At 68.3% G+C, this 17,142-nt stretch carries 15 protein-coding genes; all 15 read right to left on the minus strand.

The features are described 5' to 3' along the window. Nucleotides 1-6: 6 nt before the first annotated feature. On the minus strand, nucleotides 7-1,422 hold the full coding sequence (gene pyk, locus AC1C2R_RS17360; RefSeq protein ID WP_495353842.1) for a pyruvate kinase: 1,416 nt from the start codon (nucleotides 1,420-1,422) through the stop codon (nucleotides 7-9). Nucleotides 1,423-1,497: 75 nt separating this feature from the next. Continuing rightward, a complete protein-coding gene (locus AC1C2R_RS17365; RefSeq protein ID WP_495380748.1) occupies nucleotides 1,498-2,955 on the minus strand; it encodes a glutamate synthase subunit beta in 1,458 nt (485 codons plus the stop codon). 175 nt (nucleotides 2,956-3,130) lie between these two features. Next, entirely contained in the window at nucleotides 3,131-7,723 is a 4,593-nt protein-coding gene (gltB, locus tag AC1C2R_RS17370) for a glutamate synthase large subunit (protein ID WP_495380749.1), read from the minus strand. Nucleotides 7,724-7,822: 99 nt separating this feature from the next. Then, nucleotides 7,823-8,812, minus strand: coding sequence for a prolipoprotein diacylglyceryl transferase (gene lgt, locus AC1C2R_RS17375; RefSeq protein ID WP_495353839.1), 990 nt, complete (start codon nucleotides 8,810-8,812; stop codon nucleotides 7,823-7,825). A 57-nt stretch (nucleotides 8,813-8,869) separates the two neighbouring features. Further along, nucleotides 8,870-9,655: a tryptophan synthase subunit alpha gene (gene trpA / locus AC1C2R_RS17380; protein ID WP_495380750.1), complete on the minus strand. Its 786-nt coding sequence runs from the start codon at nucleotides 9,653-9,655 to the stop codon at nucleotides 8,870-8,872. Further along, nucleotides 9,652-10,860, minus strand: a complete 1,209-nt coding sequence (gene trpB / locus AC1C2R_RS17385) for a tryptophan synthase subunit beta (RefSeq protein WP_495380751.1) — start codon at nucleotides 10,858-10,860, stop codon at nucleotides 9,652-9,654. Before trpB ends, trpA begins: the two co-directional genes overlap by 4 nt. A 1-nt stretch (nucleotide 10,861) precedes the next feature. Further along, a complete protein-coding gene (trpC, locus tag AC1C2R_RS17390) occupies nucleotides 10,862-11,635 on the minus strand; it encodes an indole-3-glycerol phosphate synthase TrpC (protein ID WP_495353836.1) in 774 nt (257 codons plus the stop codon). Beyond that, nucleotides 11,635-11,865, minus strand: a complete 231-nt coding sequence (locus AC1C2R_RS17395) for a DUF6704 family protein (RefSeq protein WP_495353835.1) — start codon at nucleotides 11,863-11,865, stop codon at nucleotides 11,635-11,637. The genes trpC and AC1C2R_RS17395 overlap by 1 nt, the downstream gene beginning before the upstream one ends. A 34-nt stretch (nucleotides 11,866-11,899) precedes the next feature. Next, entirely contained in the window at nucleotides 11,900-12,598 is a 699-nt protein-coding gene (locus AC1C2R_RS17400; protein ID WP_495353834.1) for a Trp biosynthesis-associated membrane protein, read from the minus strand. Between the two features lie 11 nt (nucleotides 12,599-12,609). After that, nucleotides 12,610-14,136, minus strand: coding sequence for an anthranilate synthase component I (locus tag AC1C2R_RS17405; protein WP_495353833.1), 1,527 nt, complete (start codon nucleotides 14,134-14,136; stop codon nucleotides 12,610-12,612). A 15-nt stretch (nucleotides 14,137-14,151) separates the two neighbouring features. Further along, on the minus strand, nucleotides 14,152-14,523 hold the full coding sequence (gene hisI / locus AC1C2R_RS17410; protein ID WP_495380752.1) for a phosphoribosyl-AMP cyclohydrolase: 372 nt from the start codon (nucleotides 14,521-14,523) through the stop codon (nucleotides 14,152-14,154). After that, nucleotides 14,520-15,281: an imidazole glycerol phosphate synthase subunit HisF gene (gene hisF, locus AC1C2R_RS17415; protein WP_495353831.1), complete on the minus strand. Its 762-nt coding sequence runs from the start codon at nucleotides 15,279-15,281 to the stop codon at nucleotides 14,520-14,522. Before hisF ends, hisI begins: the two co-directional genes overlap by 4 nt. A gap of 7 nt (nucleotides 15,282-15,288) precedes the next feature. After that, on the minus strand, nucleotides 15,289-16,128 hold the full coding sequence (gene hisG, locus AC1C2R_RS17420; RefSeq protein WP_495353830.1) for an ATP phosphoribosyltransferase: 840 nt from the start codon (nucleotides 16,126-16,128) through the stop codon (nucleotides 15,289-15,291). Nucleotides 16,129-16,189: 61 nt separating this feature from the next. Continuing rightward, nucleotides 16,190-16,453: a phosphoribosyl-ATP diphosphatase gene (locus AC1C2R_RS17425; protein ID WP_495353829.1), complete on the minus strand. Its 264-nt coding sequence runs from the start codon at nucleotides 16,451-16,453 to the stop codon at nucleotides 16,190-16,192. Nucleotides 16,454-16,462: 9 nt separating this feature from the next. Continuing rightward, on the minus strand, nucleotides 16,463-17,134 hold the full coding sequence (rpe, locus tag AC1C2R_RS17430) for a ribulose-phosphate 3-epimerase (protein WP_495380753.1): 672 nt from the start codon (nucleotides 17,132-17,134) through the stop codon (nucleotides 16,463-16,465). Nucleotides 17,135-17,142 lie beyond the last annotated feature (8 nt).

Raw genomic sequence — 17,142 nt, forward strand, 5'->3', positions numbered from 1 at the left:
TGACGGCTAGAGCACCTCGCCGACGACGTGCACACGCACGTCGTTCGTGGTGCCGGGGATTCCGGGAGGGGACCCGGAGATGATGATGACCTTCTCGCCCTTGACGGCCTTGCCGGTCTTGGCGAGCACCTCGTCGACCTGGCCGACCATTTGGTCAGTATGCGTGACGCGGGCGACAACGTAGCACTCGACGCCCCAGTTGAGCGCCAGGCGACGTCGGATCGCCGGGTCGGGCGTGAACGCGAGGATCGGGATCTTCGAGCGCAGACGCGTCATGCGACGCACCGACTCCCCGGACTCGGTGAAGACGCAGAGGTACTTCGCCTCGACGAAGTCGGCGACCTCGACGGCTGCGGCCGTGATCGCGCCGGCCTGAGTGCGCGGCTTCGTGCCGAGCGGCAGAATGCGGTCGAGCCCGTGCTGCTCGGTCGACTCGACGATGCGGGCCATCGTCTGCACGGTGATGACGGGGTACTCTCCCACGCTCGTCTCGCCCGAGAGCATGACGGCGTCGGCTCCGTCGAGCACGGCGTTCGCGACGTCGGAGGTCTCGGCACGCGTCGGCACCGGGCTGTGGATCATCGACTCGAGCATCTGCGTGGCCACGATCACGGGCTTCGCGAGACGACGCGCGATCTCGACGGCGCGCTTCTGCACGATCGGCACCGCCTCGAGTGGCAGTTCGACGCCGAGGTCACCGCGGGCGACCATGATCGCATCGAACGCCTCGGTGATCTCTTCGAGCGCGTCGACTGCCTGCGGCTTCTCGATCTTCGCGACGACGGGCACGCGTCGCCCCATCTCGTCCATGATCTCGTGCACGCGAGTGATGTCAGAGGCGTCGCGGACGAAGGAGAGTGCGATGAGGTCGGCGCCGAGCTCGAGACCCCAGCGGAGGTCGGCCTCGTCTTTGTCGGAGAGCGCGGGCACATTCACCGCGACGCCGGGCAGGTTGATGCCCTTGTTGTTCGACACCGGCCCGGCGACGATGACCCGGGTCGTGACGACGGTGCCATCGGTCTCGACGACCTCGACGCGCACCTTGCCGTCGTCGATGAGCAGGAAGTCGCCCGGCTTCACGTCGTCGGGCAGGCCCTTGTACGTCGTGCTGACGAGCTCTTGCGTGCCGAGCACGTCGTCGGTGGTGATCTTGAAGATGTCACCCTCAGCGAGCTCGTGCGGCCCATCGGCGAATTTGCCGAGCCTGATCTTGGGGCCCTGCAGGTCGACGAGCACGGCGATCGCCCGACCGGAGTCGTTCGCCGCCTTGCGCACGTTCTGGTAAACGCCCTCGTGCACGTCGTAGCTGCCGTGGCTGAGGTTCATCCGTGCAACGTCGATGCCTGCATCGATGATCGCCCGGATCTGCTCATAGCTCGATGTCGCCGGCCCGAGGGTGGCGACGATCTTCGCTCGTCTCATGTGGTGTGTGCTCCCGATATTCTGCGCAAAGCGCTGGGTTGTGTTGGTCGAAGCGCGCCGTGCGGCGCGCAGTGGTCAGATGGAGAACGCCTGTGCCGTCGAGGGGATCGGTGCGGGCAGCAGGGTCTCGCCTTCAAGGTAGCGGTCGACAGCAGACGCCGCAGCACGGCCTTCCGCGATGGCCCACACGATCAGGGACTGTCCGCGGCCGGCGTCCCCGGCGACGAACACGCCCGGCTGGGCCGTCGCATAGTCGCCTTCGCGCGCGATGTTGCCACGGTCGGTGACCGGCAGCCGCATCTGCTCGTCGAGCGCTGCGGTCTCGGGGCCGGTGAATCCGAGCGCGAGCAGCACGAGGTCGGCAGGAATCTCCCGCTCGGTGCCGGCCATCGGAACTCGGCGCCCGTCGAGGTACTCGGTCTCGGCCACGCGGATGGCGCGGACCTCGCCGGCGTCGTTCGCGAGGAACTCGACCGTCGAGGCGAGGAACTGCCGGTTGCCGCCCTCTTCGTGCGCGGTCTGCACCTCGAACAGCGTCGGATGCATCGGCCACGGCTGGTGCTCGGGACGGCTCGCGCCCGGCTCCTTGCCGATCGCGAGATTGGTGACCGACAGGGCGCCCTGTCGGTGCGCGGTGCCGATGCAGTCGGCGCCGGTGTCGCCGCCACCGAGGACGACGACGTGCTTGCCCTCTGCGGTGATCTGATCGAACACCTGGTCACCGGCGAGGTGGCGGTTGGACTGGGTCAGGTAGTCCATGGCGAAGTGCACGCCCGGCAGGTCTCGCCCCGGAATGGGCAGGTCACGCGGCACGATCGCGCCGGTCGCGACCACGACGGCGTCGTAGCGCTCGCGGAGCTGGGGCCACGTGATATCGACCCCGATGTTCACGCCGGCACGGAAGCGGGTGCCCTCTGCGGTCATCTGCGCGAGGCGCAGGTCGAGGTGCTTCTTCTCCATCTTGAAGTCGGGGATGCCGTAGCGAAGCAGACCCCCGATGCGGTCGTCGCGCTCGAAGACGGCGACCGTGTGACCTGCACGCGTCAACTGCTGTGCGGCAGCCAGGCCGGCGGGGCCGGAGCCGACGACCGCAACGGTCTTGCCCGTGAGCCGACCGGGCGGTTGCGGCTGCACCCATCCGCTTCCGAACGCCTGGTCGATGATCGAGACCTCGACCTGCTTGATGGTCACCGCGGGCTGGTTGATGCCGAGCACGCATGACGACTCGCAGGGGGCGGGGCAGAGCCGGCCCGTGAACTCGGGGAAGTTGTTCGTGGCGTGGAGGCGGTCTGCTGCCGCCCGACCTTCGCCGCGGTACATGAGGTCGTTCCACTCGGGGATCAGGTTGCCGAGCGGGCAGCCCTGATGGCAGAACGGAATGCCGCAGTCCATGCAGCGGCCGGCCTGGCGGCGGAGCTGGGCGGGGTCGCCCTGTTCGTAGACCTCTTTGAAGTCCATGATGCGCACCGGAACGGGTCGCCGCTTGGGCAGCTCGCGCTCGGTGACCTTCAGAAAGCCCTTCGGGTCAGCCATTCGTCACCTCGAGCGTGTTCATGGGCGCAGCCTCGTCCGGTGTCTGGATCGTCTCAGCCATTCGTCACCTCGAGCGTGTTCATGGGCGCAGCCTCGTCCGGTGTCTGGATCGTCTCAGCCATTCGTCACCTCGAGCGTGTTCATGGGCGCAGCCTCGTCCAGGGTCTGGATCGTCTCAGCCATTCGTCACCTCCAGAATTCTCGTCCAAACCACGTCTCCGTCGGGGTCGAGCCCCTCGTCGACCGCGCTCTGACGGGTGCGGAGCACTGCGGCGTAGTCGCGCGGCAGCACCTTGGTGAACCGGTCGAACGCGGCGTCGCCGGCAGCGAGGAGTGCCGCGGCGACTGCGGAATCGGTGTTCGCGACGTGCTGTTCGAGCAGGTCGCGCACGATCTCGCGGTCGGCACTGCCGAGTGACGTCAGCTCGAGTTCTCCGGTGGTCAGGGACTCGCGGTTGACTCGTCCCTCGCGGAGCCCGAGCACGTAGGCGGTGCCGCCCGACATGCCGGCGCCGAGGTTGCGGCCCGTCTCGCCGAGAATCAGCGCGAGACCACCGGTCATGTACTCGAGCGCGTGATCGCCGACGCCTTCGACGACCGCGGTCGCCCCCGAATTGCGCACGAGGAACCGTTCACCCACGATGCCGCGGATGAACATGCTGCCCTGTGTCGCGCCGTAGCCGATCACGTTGCCGGCGATCACGTTGCGTTCGGCCACGAAACCGCTGTCGCTCGACGGACGGACGACGATCTGGCCGCCGGAGAGGCCCTTGCCCACGTAGTCGTTCGAGTCGCCCTCGAGCCGCAGCGTGATGCCGCTCGGCAGGAACGCACCGAGCGACTGCCCGGCCGAGCCGGTGAGCGTGACGTCGATCGATCCGGCAGGGAGGCCGTGCTCGCCGCGACGCGCGGTGACCTCGTGTCCGAGCATCGTGCCGACGGCACGCTCGGTATTGCGAATCGGCAAGGCGATCTCGACCCTGCCGCCCCGCTCGAGCACGAGTTTGCTGCGGCGGATGAGCTCGTTGTCGAAGTGCTTGTCGAGTTCGTGGTCTTGCGCACGAGCGTTGCGCCGCGGCTCGGCCTCGGCGAAGTCGGGGCCGACGAGCACCGGAGAGAGGTCGAGGCCCGACGCCTTCCAGTGATCGACGGCACGGTCGACATCGAGCAGTTCGCGTCGACCGATGATCTCGTCGATCGATCGGTAGCCGAGCTCGGCGAGGTACTCCCGCACCTCTTGGGCGATGAACTCGAAGAAGTTGACGACGAACTCGGGCTTGCCCGAGAAGCGCTTGCGCAGCTCGGGATTCTGGGTCGCGACGCCGACCGGGCAGGTGTCGAGGTGGCAGACGCGCATCATGACGCAGCCCTGCACGACGAGCGGTGCGGTGGCGAAGCCGAACTCCTCGGCTCCGAGGAGCGCACCGATCACGACGTCTCGGCCGGTTTTCAGCTGCCCGTCGACCTGCACCACGACGCGGTCGCGCATGCCGTTCAGCATGAGGGTCTGCTGGGTCTCGGCGAGGCCGAGCTCCCACGGCGTGCCGGCGTGCTTCAGCGAGTTCAACGGGCTCGCCCCGGTGCCGCCATCGTGTCCTGAGACGAGGATCACGTCGGCGAGGGCCTTGGCCGTGCCGGCGGCGACCGCGCCGATGCCCGACTGGCTCACGAGCTTCACGTGCACGCGAGCCTTCGGATTCGCGCGCTTCAAGTCGAAGATCAGCTGCTTGAGGTCTTCGATGGAGTAGATGTCGTGGTGCGGCGGCGGCGAGATCAGCCCGACTCCGGCGGTCGCGTGCCTGGTGCGCGCCACCCACGGGTACACCTTCGTCGGCGGCAACTGACCGCCCTCGCCGGGCTTGGCGCCCTGGGCGAGCTTGATCTGGATGTCGTCGGCGTGCGTGAGGTACATGCTCGTGACGCCGAACCGGCCCGATGCGACCTGCTTGATCGCGCTGCGTCGCTCGGGGTCGAGCAGCCGGTCGAGGTCTTCGCCGCCTTCGCCCGTGTTGGACTTGGCGCCGAGACGGTTCATCGCGATCGCGAGCGACTCGTGCGCCTCTTTGGAGATGGAGCCGTAGCTCATCGCACCGGTCGAGAACCGCTTGACGATCGACTCGATGGATTCGACCTCATCGATCGGCACTGCCGGCCGAGTGCCGGTTCGCAGCGCGAACATGCCGCGCAGCGTCATCAGCTCTTCAGCCTGCGAGTCGACGAGCGAGGTGTACTCGCGGAACACGTCGTACCGCCGGTTCCTCGTGGAGTGCTGCAGGCGGAAGACCGTCTCGGGGTTGAAGAGGTGAGGCGAGCCGTCGCGGCGCCACTGGTACTCGCCGCCCGTGCTCAGACGCTCGTGGGCGCGGACAGCGGCGTCTTGCGGGTACGCCTGGGTGTGCCGGTCGAGGTTCTCGACCGCGATCGCATCGATGCCCACTCCGCCGAGCTTCGACGTCGTACCCGTGAAGAATTCGTCGATGAAGCCCTGCGCCAGGCCGATGGCCTCGAAGGCCTGCGCACCCGCATACGAGGAGATGGTCGAGATGCCCATCTTCGACATGATCTTCAGCACGCCCTTGCCGAGCGCCTTGATGACGTTGCGCACCGCTTCTTCGGGCGTCACACCGGTGATCACGCCCGAACGCACGAGGTCTTCGCACGTCTCCATCGCGAGGTAGGGGTTCACAGCGGATGCCCCGTAGCCGATGAGCAGCGCGACGTGATGCACTTCGCGAACATCGCCCGCCTCGACGACGAGGCCGACCTTCATGCGGTTCTCGGAACGGATGAGGTGGTGATGCACCGCCGAGAGCATGAGCAGCGACGGAATCGGCGCCAGGTCTTTGTTGGAGTCCCGATCGCTCAGCACGATGAAGGCGGCTCCGGCCTCGATGGCCTCATCGACCTCACCGCAGATCGCCGTGAGACGGTTGCGCATCGCGTCGGCGCCCTCGTCGAAGCGGTAGAGGCCGCGCACCGTGACCGTCGTACGGCGCCCGGGCGTCGGGTCGATGTGCACGATCTTCGCGAGCTCGTCGTTGTCGATCACGGGGAACGTGAGCGAGACCTGCCGGGCGTGCTCGGGGCCTGCGTCGAGCAGGTTGCGCTCGGGGCCGAGGGAGGTGCCGAGCGAGGTGACGACTGCCTCGCGGATCGAGTCGAGCGGTGGGTTGGTGACCTGCGCGAACTGCTGCGTGAAGTAGTCGAAGAGCAGTCGTGGGCGCTCGGAGAGCACCGCGATCGGCGTGTCGGCGCCCATCGCACCGAGGGGTTCCGCCGCAGTGCGCGCCATCGGCGCGAGCAGGATCCTCACCTCTTCCTCGGTGTAGCCGAAGGTGCGCTGACGCCGATTGACGGATGCCGGCGGGTGCACGATGTGCTCGCGCTCGGGCAGCTCCGCCAACTGGATGCGACCCTGCTCGAGCCAATCTCCCCACGGCTCCGCTGCGGCGAGCTCGGCCTTGATCTCGTCGTCTTCGATGAGGCGACCCGCCTCGGTGTCGACGAGGAACATGCGCCCCGGCTGCAGCCGGCCCTTGCGCACGATGCGACTCTGATCGATGTCGAGCACGCCGATCTCGCTCGCGAGCACGACGAGTCCGTCGTCGGTCACGACGTATCGGCCCGGGCGCAGTCCGTTGCGGTCGAGGGTCGCGCCGACGAGCGCGCCATCGGTGAAGACGATCGCCGCGGGGCCGTCCCACGGCTCCATGAGCATCGAGTGGTACTCGTAGAACGCGCGACGCTCGGCGTCGATCTCGGTCTGGTTCTCCCATGCCTCGGGCACCATCATCATGACCGCGTGCGGCAGGCTGCGGCCGGCGAGCGTCAGGAGCTCGACGACCTCGTCGAAGGAGGCGGAGTCGCTCGCTCCCGGTGTGACGATCGGCCGGATCGGCGCGAGGTCGCCGAGGAGCTCCGACTCGAGCTGCGACTGGCGCGCCCGCATCCAGTTGCGGTTGCCCTGAATGGTGTTGATCTCGCCGTTGTGCGCGATCATGCGGAACGGCTGGGCGAGCGGCCACGACGGGAAGGTGTTCGTCGAGTAGCGCGAGTGCACGAGCGCGAGCTTCGATGCGAAGCGCTCATCGGAGAGGTCGGGATAGAAGGGCTCGAGCTGCAGGGTCGTGACCATGCCCTTGTAGACGAGAGTGCGGCTGGAGAGCGAGGCGAAGTAGAGTTCGAGCTCGCGTTCGGCGCGCTTGCGCAACCGGAAGGTGAGCCGGTCGAGCTCGATGCCTGACACGGACGCACCGGTCGACGAGGTGGCGACGGCGTGCACGAACAGCTGCTGCACGACCGGCATGGCTGCACGGGCGAGAGTACCGAGCTCATCGGGTCGCACGGGCACTTCGCGCCATCCGATCACCGAAAGGCCTTCGGATGCCGCAAGTCCGACCAGTGCCTGCTTGACCCTGCTGCGCGCGGTGGGGTCGACGGGCAGGAAGGCGTTGCCGACGGCGTACGCCCCGGCGGCCGGAAGCGCGAATGCGGTGACCGCGCGGAGGAATTCGTCGGGCACCTGCGTCACGATGCCCGCCCCGTCGCCGGTGCCGGCGTCGGAGCCGACGGCACCGCGGTGCTCGAGGTTGCGCAGGGCGTCGAGTGCCACGGTGATGATGTCGTGCCCGGCCGTGCCACGCAGGGTCGCGACCATCGCGAGGCCGCAGGCGTCTTTCTCGTCGGCAGGGTCGTACATGCCCTGGGCAGCGGGAACAGTACCGAACCTCGAGAAGGGTGGGGTGAGCGACACGTGAACCGTCCTCATCAACTAAGTGTGCAGCGGGGGACGTCGTCGGCCCATCAAGGGAGATGTCGCAACGCGTGATGCGGCGTCGCTTTCGGAGAACGCGGTGTTGGGGCGTACCTACTTCGAGGTGGATCGGCTGGGGCTTGTGGCCGCCGGTTCGCCCGATTCGCTCGCGCCCTCGACCTCATCGTCGAGAGAGTCGGAGTCGGACTCGGTGTCTTCGGAGTCTACCTCAGCATCGGGAGCGCTCCATTCACGCCCCGGCACGTACGGACTCGGCTCGTCGCCGGTGTGGCGGCGGCGCTGCACGAGGATCAGGACGATGCCGATGACGATCGCCGCGAATGACGCCCAGACGTTCACCCGGATACCGAGGAACATCTCGCTCGGGTCGACGCGGATGGACTCGAAGAACGAACGGCCTGCGCCGTACCAGATGAGGTAGACGCCGAAGGCCTTGCCCCAGCGCAGGTTGAACTTGCGCTCGAGCAGGATGATGACCGCGGCACCCGCGAGGTTCCAGATGAGTTCGTAGAGGAACGTGGGGTGGAAGAGCGTGCCTTCGGCCAGACCGGCCGGGAAAGCGGCGTTGTCGGAAGAGATCTCGAGGCCCCAGGGCAGGTCTGTCGGCGAACCGAAGAGCTCGTGGTTGAACCAGTTGCCGAGGCGGCCGACCGCTTGCGCGACGAGCAGGCCGGGCGCAAGTGCGTCGGCGAACGACCAGAAACGGATGCCCGTGAACCTGCACCCGATGATCACGCCGACTGCGCCGCCGATGAGGGCGCCGTAGATCGCGTTGCCGCCCTCCCAGATGGCGAAGACGGTCCACCATTCCTGCCCCGCGAAGTAATCGGCGGGGTGCGTGAACACGTGGTAGAACCGAGCGCCGATGATGCCGAGGGGCACGGCCCAGAGTGCGATGTCGAGCACGATGCCGGGCTCTGCGCCGCGCTTGGTCAGCCGGCGCGAGGTGATGATGACGGCGAGGATGATGCCGACGAGGATGCAGAGCGCGTACGTGTTGATGACGAGCACGCCCCAAGGCACGGGGATCTCGAATGCGCGCCACGCGGGGTCTGGGCTCGGGATGCTGAACGGTGCGATCACGCCGGCTTGTGCCTTTCCTCAGTTGCGTCGGCCGCTGACGGCCTCAATGAGCGTACTTCACTCCGCGCGGGTTCCGCGCGCGAGTTCCGCGGCGAGCTCGCCGACGGCCGGCACACCGCCGGTCGCAAGTGCGTTCACGAGCGCCGAGCCCACGATCGCGCCCTCTGCGTACTCGAGCACCTCGGCGACCTGCGCGGCCGTGGAGATGCCCACACCGACGCAGCTCGCGGGCGCACCCGCTTCGGTCAGCCGCTCGACGAGCGTGCGAGCGGCTCGGTCGACGTCGCTGCGGGCGCCCGTGATACCCATCGTCGACACGGCGTAGACGAAGCCACGGCTCGCCTCGATGGCCTGCCTGATGCGAACGTCGCTCGACGTCGGCGCGGCGAGGAACACCCGGTCGAGACCCGTGCGCTCGGATGCCGCGATCCACGCCGCAGCCTCATCGGGGATGAGATCCGGGGTGATGAGCCCCGCTCCCCCGGCAGCTGCGAGATCGTCGGCGAAGCGGTCGACGCCGTACTGCACGACGGGGTTCCAATAGGTCATGATCAGCACCGGGGCATCCACCCGCTCGGTGATGCGCCGGACCGCCTCGAAGCTGTCGGCGAGACGGAAGCCGTTCGCAAGGGCCTGCTGGGTCGCCGCCTGAATGACGGGGCCGTCCATGACGGGGTCCGAATAGGGCAATCCCAGTTCGATGGCATCGACACCGTGCTCGACCATGGCGACCGCCGCTTCGACGCTCTCGTCGAACGTCGGGAACCCGACCGGCAGATAGCCGATGAGGGCGCCGCGCGCGTCGTCGTTCCGCCGGCGGATGACGGGACCGACCGTGTTCATTCGGCGTTCTCCTGGTCGTAGAGCTCGAAGTAACGTGCGGCAGTGTCCATGTCTTTGTCGCCGCGCCCCGAAAGATTCACGAGGATCGTGGCCTCGGTGCCGAGTTCACGGCCGAGTTCGAGTGTGCCGGCGAGGGCATGAGCCGATTCGATGGCCGGGATGATGCCCTCGGTGAGGGTGAGCAGGCGGAGCGCCTCCATGGCCGCGGCGTCGGTGACCGGGCGGTAGCTCGCCCGGCCGAGTGCAGCGAGCCACGAGTGCTCGGGGCCGACGCCCGGATAGTCGAGGCCCGCAGAGATCGAATGCGACTCGATCGTCTGGCCGTCATCGTCTTGCAACAGGTAGCTGCGTGCACCGTGAAGCACACCAGGGCGCCCCTTCGTGATGGTCGCCGCGTGCCGCTCGGTCTCGACACCGTCACCGCCCGCCTCGAAGCCGTACAGCGCGACATCGGTGTCGTCGAGGAAGGCGTGGAAGATGCCGATCGCGTTCGAGCCGCCACCGACGCACGCCGTGACCGCGGTCGGCAGCGCGCCCGTGAGATCGAGCACCTGCTGGCGGGCCTCTTCGCCGATGATCTTCTGGAAGTCGCGCACCATCTCGGGGAACGGGTGCGGGCCCGCGACCGTGCCGAAGATGTAGTTGGTCGTCTCGACATTGGTGACCCAGTCGCGCATCGCTTCGTTGATGGCGTCTTTCAGCGTGCGCGAGCCCGCCTTCACCGCGATGACCTCGGCCCCGAGCAATCGCATTCGGGCGACGTTCAGCGCCTGCCGTTCGGTGTCGACCTCGCCCATGTAGATCACGCAGTCGAGCCCGAAGAGCGCCGCAGCAGTGGCCGTCGCGACGCCGTGCTGACCCGCACCCGTCTCGGCGATCACGCGCGACTTGCCGATTCGCTTCGTCAACAGCGCTTGACCGAGCACGTTGTTGATCTTGTGGGAACCCGTGTGGTTGAGGTCCTCGCGCTTCAGGATGACCCGGGCGCCGCCGGCGTGCGCAGCGAACCGCGGCACCTCGGTGATGATCGAGGGTCGACCCGTGTAGCTGCGGCCGAGTTCGGCGAGTTCGGCGCCGAACGCCGGATCGAGCTTCGCGAGATCGTAGGCTTCGCCGAGCTCATCGAGGGCGGCGATGAGCGACTCGGGCACGAAGCGCCCGCCGAATTCGCCGAAATACGGACCGGTCTGCGCTCTGAGCGCCATGTCACACCGCCAGGAAAGCTGAGAGGTTGGCAATCGGGTCGCCGCCCGTGACGAGCGCCTCGCCGACGAGCACGACGTCGGCGCCCGATGAGCGGTAGTGCGCGACATCCGCAGCCGACAGCACCGCGGACTCCGCGACGCGGATCGCGCCCTCGGGGAATCGAGGGGCGAGTCGGCCGAAGAGGTCGCGGTCGAGCTCGAAGGTCGAGAGGTCGCGGGCGTTCACGCCGATGAGGCGAGCACCGAGTGCGGCAGCTCGCTCGAGCTCTGCGGCCGAATGGGTCTCGATGAGCGGCGTCATGCCGAGTTCGACGATGAGATCGTGGAGCTCGCGCAGCAGGGTGTCGTCGAGCGCGGCGACGATGAGCAGCACGAGGTCGGCGCCCGCGGCGCGGGCCTCGAACACCTGATACGGCGTCGCGATGAAGTCCTTGCGAAGCACCGGCAAGGCGACGGCACGACGCACGGTCTCGAGGTCTGCGAGGGAGCCGCCGAACTTGCGCCCCTCGGTGAGCACGCTGATCGCGCTCGCACCACCCAACTCGTAGCTCCGGGCGAGCGCAGCAGGGTCTTCGATCGACGCGAGCGGGCCGCGCGAAGGGCTCGACCGCTTGATCTCGGCGATGATCTTCACGTGGGCCGCCGGCCGGAGCGCCTCGAGGGCGTCGAGGGCGGCCGGACGCGCGAGCGCGGCTGCCTCGACTTCGGCGAGCGTCGTGCTCTCGCGGCGCGCCAGAGCGTCGGCGACAGCGTTCGCCGTCAACTCATCGAGCATCAGTGCACCTTTTCGGCGACCTTCGAGCCGCCGACGCCGTAGCCGGCACGCGTGAGCACCCAGCCGACGAGAAGGCCGACGATGAGGAGCCCTGCCGAAGCCCAGACGAGCCACTGCAGCTCGAAAAAGAAGGCGACGGTGCCGATGATGAACGCGATGAGCATGATCGTGACGGCGGTCCATGCCGCGGGCGAGTGTCCGTGGCCGGGATCTGCGGTCTCAATGCTCATGATGCTCCTTCGTGCGGGGTTTTCGTCGGTCAGTCTAGCGGTTCGGACCGCTGGGGCTCTCGTCATGGTTCGGGTCGGCGGCCTCGCCGTCGCTCGGATCGCCGATCGGGTCGCCGGTCGGATCGTCGGCGGGATCGCCGGTGGGGTCGTCGCCACGGCTCAAGCCGTCCCAGTCGTCGATCGCGCGATCCGAGGCAGGGCGTTCCCCGTCGCCGGATCCCGCATTCGACGCTCGCGCGCCACCGTAGCGCCGCGACGAGCCCGGCCAGCGGCCGCCGGTCACGAGCACCGCTAGGCCCGCGAGCACCATGAGCGCTCCGCCCACGATCGCGATCACCGGCCACAGCGTCGGGGATGCGGACGCCACGAGCTCGGCCGTCGGCGCGGCACCGGCGACGCCCGTGGCCTCGGTGACCGCGGGAGAAACTGCGGCGATCGGATCGGCCAGCGAAATGCCCGCGGCGAGCAGCACGCACCCGCCGAGCACGATCTCGAGCACGCCGAGCACGACACGGATGCCCGGGCCCGCGATCGCCAGAGCGGCCACGAGGGCGAGTCCGGCGAGTCCGAGCGCGGCGAGTGCCGGTGAGGCGACGCTGCCTGCGACGGCGACCGGCTCACCGGAACCGGCGACGGTGCTCGCCTCGATCACGAGTTCGAACCAGGTCTGGCTCCAGGAGAGCAGCACGAGCCCCGATGCGACGATCGTCGCGAGGATCGTCGGCAGCTTCATGCGCGCCGGCTTCATGACTCCACCCGTCTCATCGCGTTGGCGACCGCAACGGCGCGAAGCGGTGCAGCAGCCTTGTTGCGCGACTCCTGGTACTCGGACTCGGGATCGGAATCGGCGACGAGACCGCCGCCGGCCTGCACCCGGGCGACGCCGCCCGAGATGGTCGCCGTGCGGATCGCGATGGCGAGGTCGGCGTCGCCGCCGAATCCGAAGTAGCCGACGACTCCCCCGTAGAGACCGCGCTGCGCCGGCTCGAGCTCATCGATGATCTCGAGTGCCCTCGGCTTCGGTGCGCCGGAGAGCGTGCCCGCGGGGAACGTCGCACGGAACACGTCGATCGCGTTCGCCCCCGGCACGAGATCACCCTCGACGGAGGAGACGAGGTGCATGATGTGGCTGAAGCGCTCGACGCGCATGAACTCGGTCACCTCGACCGAGCCCGCGATGCAGACCTTCGCGAGGTCGTTGCGGGCGAGGTCGACGAGCATCAGGTGCTCGGCCTGCTCCTTCGGGTCGGCGATGAGCTCCGCCTCGAGGTCGGCATCCGCTTCGGGAGTCGCGCCTCGCGGCTTCGACCCGGCGATCGGATGCGTGAACACCCGGCTCTGCTGCACCTTCACGAGTGCCTCGGGCGAAGACCCGACGATCCAGTACGGCTGCCCCGCCATGTCTTCGAGATGCAGGAGGTACATGTACGGACTCGGGTTCAGGCTGCGAAGCACGCGGTACACATCGATCGGATGCGCCGTCGCCTGCTGCTCGAACCGCTGCGAGATGACCACCTGGAAGATGTCGCCGTCGCGGATGTACTCCTTCGAGCGATCGACGGCGGCGAGGAAGTCGGACTTCTCGGTGCGGTGCACCGGATCGGCGGCGCGTGTGAGGTCGATCTCGGCGAGCCACGCCTCGGTGGGCTGCGCGAGACCGCGCTGCATGCGGTCGAGCCTCGTCTGCGCGTCGTTCCAGAGTGCACCGGCGTCTTCGCCACGGTCGTTCAACACCGATGCGATGAGCTGCACAGTGCCCGTGCGATGGTCGATCACCACGAGCTCGGAGACGAACGCGAACGCTTGTCCGGGCATTTGGAACTCCGACGGCGGGCGATTCGGCAACCGCTCGATCTGTCGGATCGCCTCCCAGCCGATGAACCCGACGAGGCCGCCCGTGAGCGGCGGTGCGCCAGGCACGTCTTCGGTGCGCCACCGTTCGAACAAGGCCTCGAGCGCGGCCAGAGGGGCCAGGCCCGCGGCGTCGCCGAGCGCGCGTTCGGCGCTGAGGCCGTAGTCCTGCCACCGCACCCGGTCGTCGGCCTCGGTGATCACGCCGTACGACGAGACCCCGACGAAGGAGTACCGCGACCAGATGCCGCCCTGCTCCGCCGACTCGAGCAGGAACGTGCCCGGCCGGCCGCCCGCGAGCTTGCGGTAGATGCCCACCGGTGTCTCACCGTCGGCGAAGAGTTCGCGCACGACGGGCACGACGCGGCGCCCCGCGCGCAGTGCGGTGAACTCGTCGAACGTGGTCGTGGCGTCGGCCAACGTGTGCTCCTCAAGTCAGTCGGCTGGTGGGAACCCCGGGGTCACGGCGATCGGGTCGCCGTCGAAGCAGGTGCGGGTGCCGGTGTGGCACGCGGCGCCGAGCTGCTCGACCTTCACCAGCAGGGTGTCGGCGTCGCAGTCGAGGGCGGCCGAGCGCACGTACTGCACGTGGCCCGAGGTGTCGCCCTTGCGCCAGTACTCCCGCCGCGATCGCGACCAGAACGTCACTCGGCCCTCGGTCAGGGTGCGGCGGAGCGCCTCGCGATCCATCCAACCGAGCATCAGCATCTCACCGCTGTCCCACTGCTGGATGACGGCGGGCAGTAGGCCGTCGGCGTTGAAGACTGCACGCTCGAGCGCCTCATCGACCGTCGATTCCGTGGTCATCGCACGATCCTCCCATCGGCCGCCAGTGCGGCCTTCACTTCGCCGATCGTCAGCTCGCCGTTGTGGAACACGGATGCCGCGAGCACGGCATCGGCTCCCGCCGCGATGGCGGGCGGGAAATCGGCGACCGCGCCCGCTCCACCCGAGGCGATGACGGGCACGGTCGAGAGCTCGTGCATGAGCGCGGTGAGTTCGAGGTCGAAGCCGGCCTTCGTGCCGTCGGCGTCGATCGAGTTGACGAGCAATTCCCCCGCGCCGAGTTCGATGCCCCGGCGCGCCCATTCGAGCGCATCGAGGTCGGTCTCGGTGCGGCCGCCATGGGTCGTCACCACGAAGCCCGACGGGGTGCGACCCGAGCGCTTGACGTCGAGCGAGAGCACGAGCACCTGGGCGCCGAACCGGTCGGCGATCTCGTCGATGAGCGCGGGGCGGGCGATGGCCGCGCTGTTGACGCCGATCTTGTCGGCGCCGTGACCCTGCAGCCGGGCGACGTCTTCGGTCGAGCGGATGCCGCCGCCGACCGTGAGTGGGATGAAGACCTGTTCGGCCACCCGCTGCACCATGTCGTAGGTCGTCGATCGAGCGTCGACCGTCGCGGTGACGTCGAGGAACGTGAGTTCGTCAGCGCCCTGTTCGGCGTAACGGGCCGCGAGCTCGACGGGGTCACCCGCATCGCGCAGGTTCTGGAAGTTGACGCCCTTCACCACGCGGCCTGCGGCCACGTCGAGGCACGGAATCACACGGACGGCGAGAGACACTCCGGCCTCACAACCGCGCCGCGTGGATGGCGCTCACGAGGATCGCCCGTGCACCCAACTCGTAGAGCTCGTCCATGACGTGGTTCATCTCGGCGCGAGGGATCATGACGCGCACCGCGACCCACTCGGGGTCGTGCAGCGGCGACACCGTCGGCGATTCGAATCCCGGAGCGGCAGCGGTCGCGCGCTCGAGGTGCTCCACCGGCACGTCGTAGTCGAGCAGCACGTACTGGCGCGCGACGAGCACTCCCTGCAGCCGTCGCAGCAACGTCGATGCGCCGGGCTTGTCGACCCCCGACCCGATGAGCACGGCCTCGGAGTCGAGAATGACGGGGCCGAAGATCTCGAGGCCGGCCGCGCGAAGCGTCGAGCCCGTGGAGACGACATCGGCGACGGCGTCCGCGACGCCGAGCCGCACAGCGGACTCGACCGCACCGTCGAGCTTCACGAGCTTGGCGGTGACACCGTGACCGGCGAGGAACGCCCCCACGAGACCCGGGTAGCTCGTGGCCACGCGAACGCCGTCGAGCTCGGAGAGCTCGACGAAGCCGCCAGCCGGCCCGGCGAAGCGGAAGGTCGAGTCGCCGAATCCGAGCGGCGCGATCTCTACGGCATCCGACCCCGAATCGAGCAGGAGGTCGCGACCCGTGATGCCGACGTCGAGCGCGCCGGAACCCACGTACGTCGCGATATCGCGCGGGCGGAGGTAGAAGAACTCGACCCCGTTGCGAGGGTCGGCGGTGTGCAGGTCGCGCGGGTCGCGGCGACCGGTGTACCCGGCCTCCCACAACATCTGCGCGGCGGTTTCAGCGAGCGAGCCCTTGTTGGGCACGGCGATTCGGAGCATGTTCTGTCTCTGGTTCTCGGCAATACTGCCGTGTCGACGGTTCTGAGCAGCCATGGACGTTTCAGAGATGTCGGTACACGTCGGCGGGCGAGAGCCCCTTCGCGAGCATCAGCACCTGCAGGTGGTAGAGGAGCTGCGAGATCTCTTCAGCCGTCTCGTCATCGCTCTGGTACTCGGCGGCCATCCACACCTCGGCCGCCTCCTCGACGATCTTCTTGCCGATGGCGTGCACGCCGGCGTCGAGCTCGCGCACCGTGCCGGAACCCTCTGGTCGGGTTCGGGCTTTGTCTGCGAGCTCGACGAAGAGTTCGTCGAAGGTCTTCACACTTCTAGGCTACCGGTGCGTGTGGGTGTGCGCCGACGCGGCGTCACGAAGCTCGGCGATGCGCTCGGCCGGCACCTCGGCCCCGAAAACCGCCGAACCCGCGACGAAGGTGTTCGCGCCGGCCGCGGCGGCGATGCCGATCGTCTCGAGCGAGATGCCGCCGTCGACCTGCAACCACACGTCGAGGCCGGTCTCGCGCACCGTACTCGCGAGCCTGGTGAGCTTCGGCATCGTTTCGGACATGAACGACTGACCGCCGAAGCCGGGCTCGACGGTCATCACGAGCACCTGGTCGAACTCTGGCAGCAGTTCGAGGTAGGGATCGACATCAGTGCCGGGCTTGAGAGCGATGCCCGCGCGGGCGCCGATCTCACGGAGTCGCCGCGCAAGTGCCACGGGGTCGGAGGCGGCCTCGGCATGGAACGTCACCGAGAACGCACCCGTCTCGGCGTAGCCGGGCGCCCAGCGATCGGGATCGTCGATCATGAGGTGCACATCGAGCGGAATCGGGCTCACCTCTTGCAACCGCCCGACCATCTGCAGGCCGAAGGTGAGGTTCGGCACGAAATGGTTGTCCATCACGTCGACGTGCACGAGGTCGGCACTCGCGATGCGCCCGAGCTCGCGCTCGAGGTTCGCGAAGTCGGCAGCGAGGATGCTCGGGTTGATCCGCGTCGTCATGCAGCCAC

It is taken from the genome of Agromyces sp. Y182 (assembly GCF_059445385.1).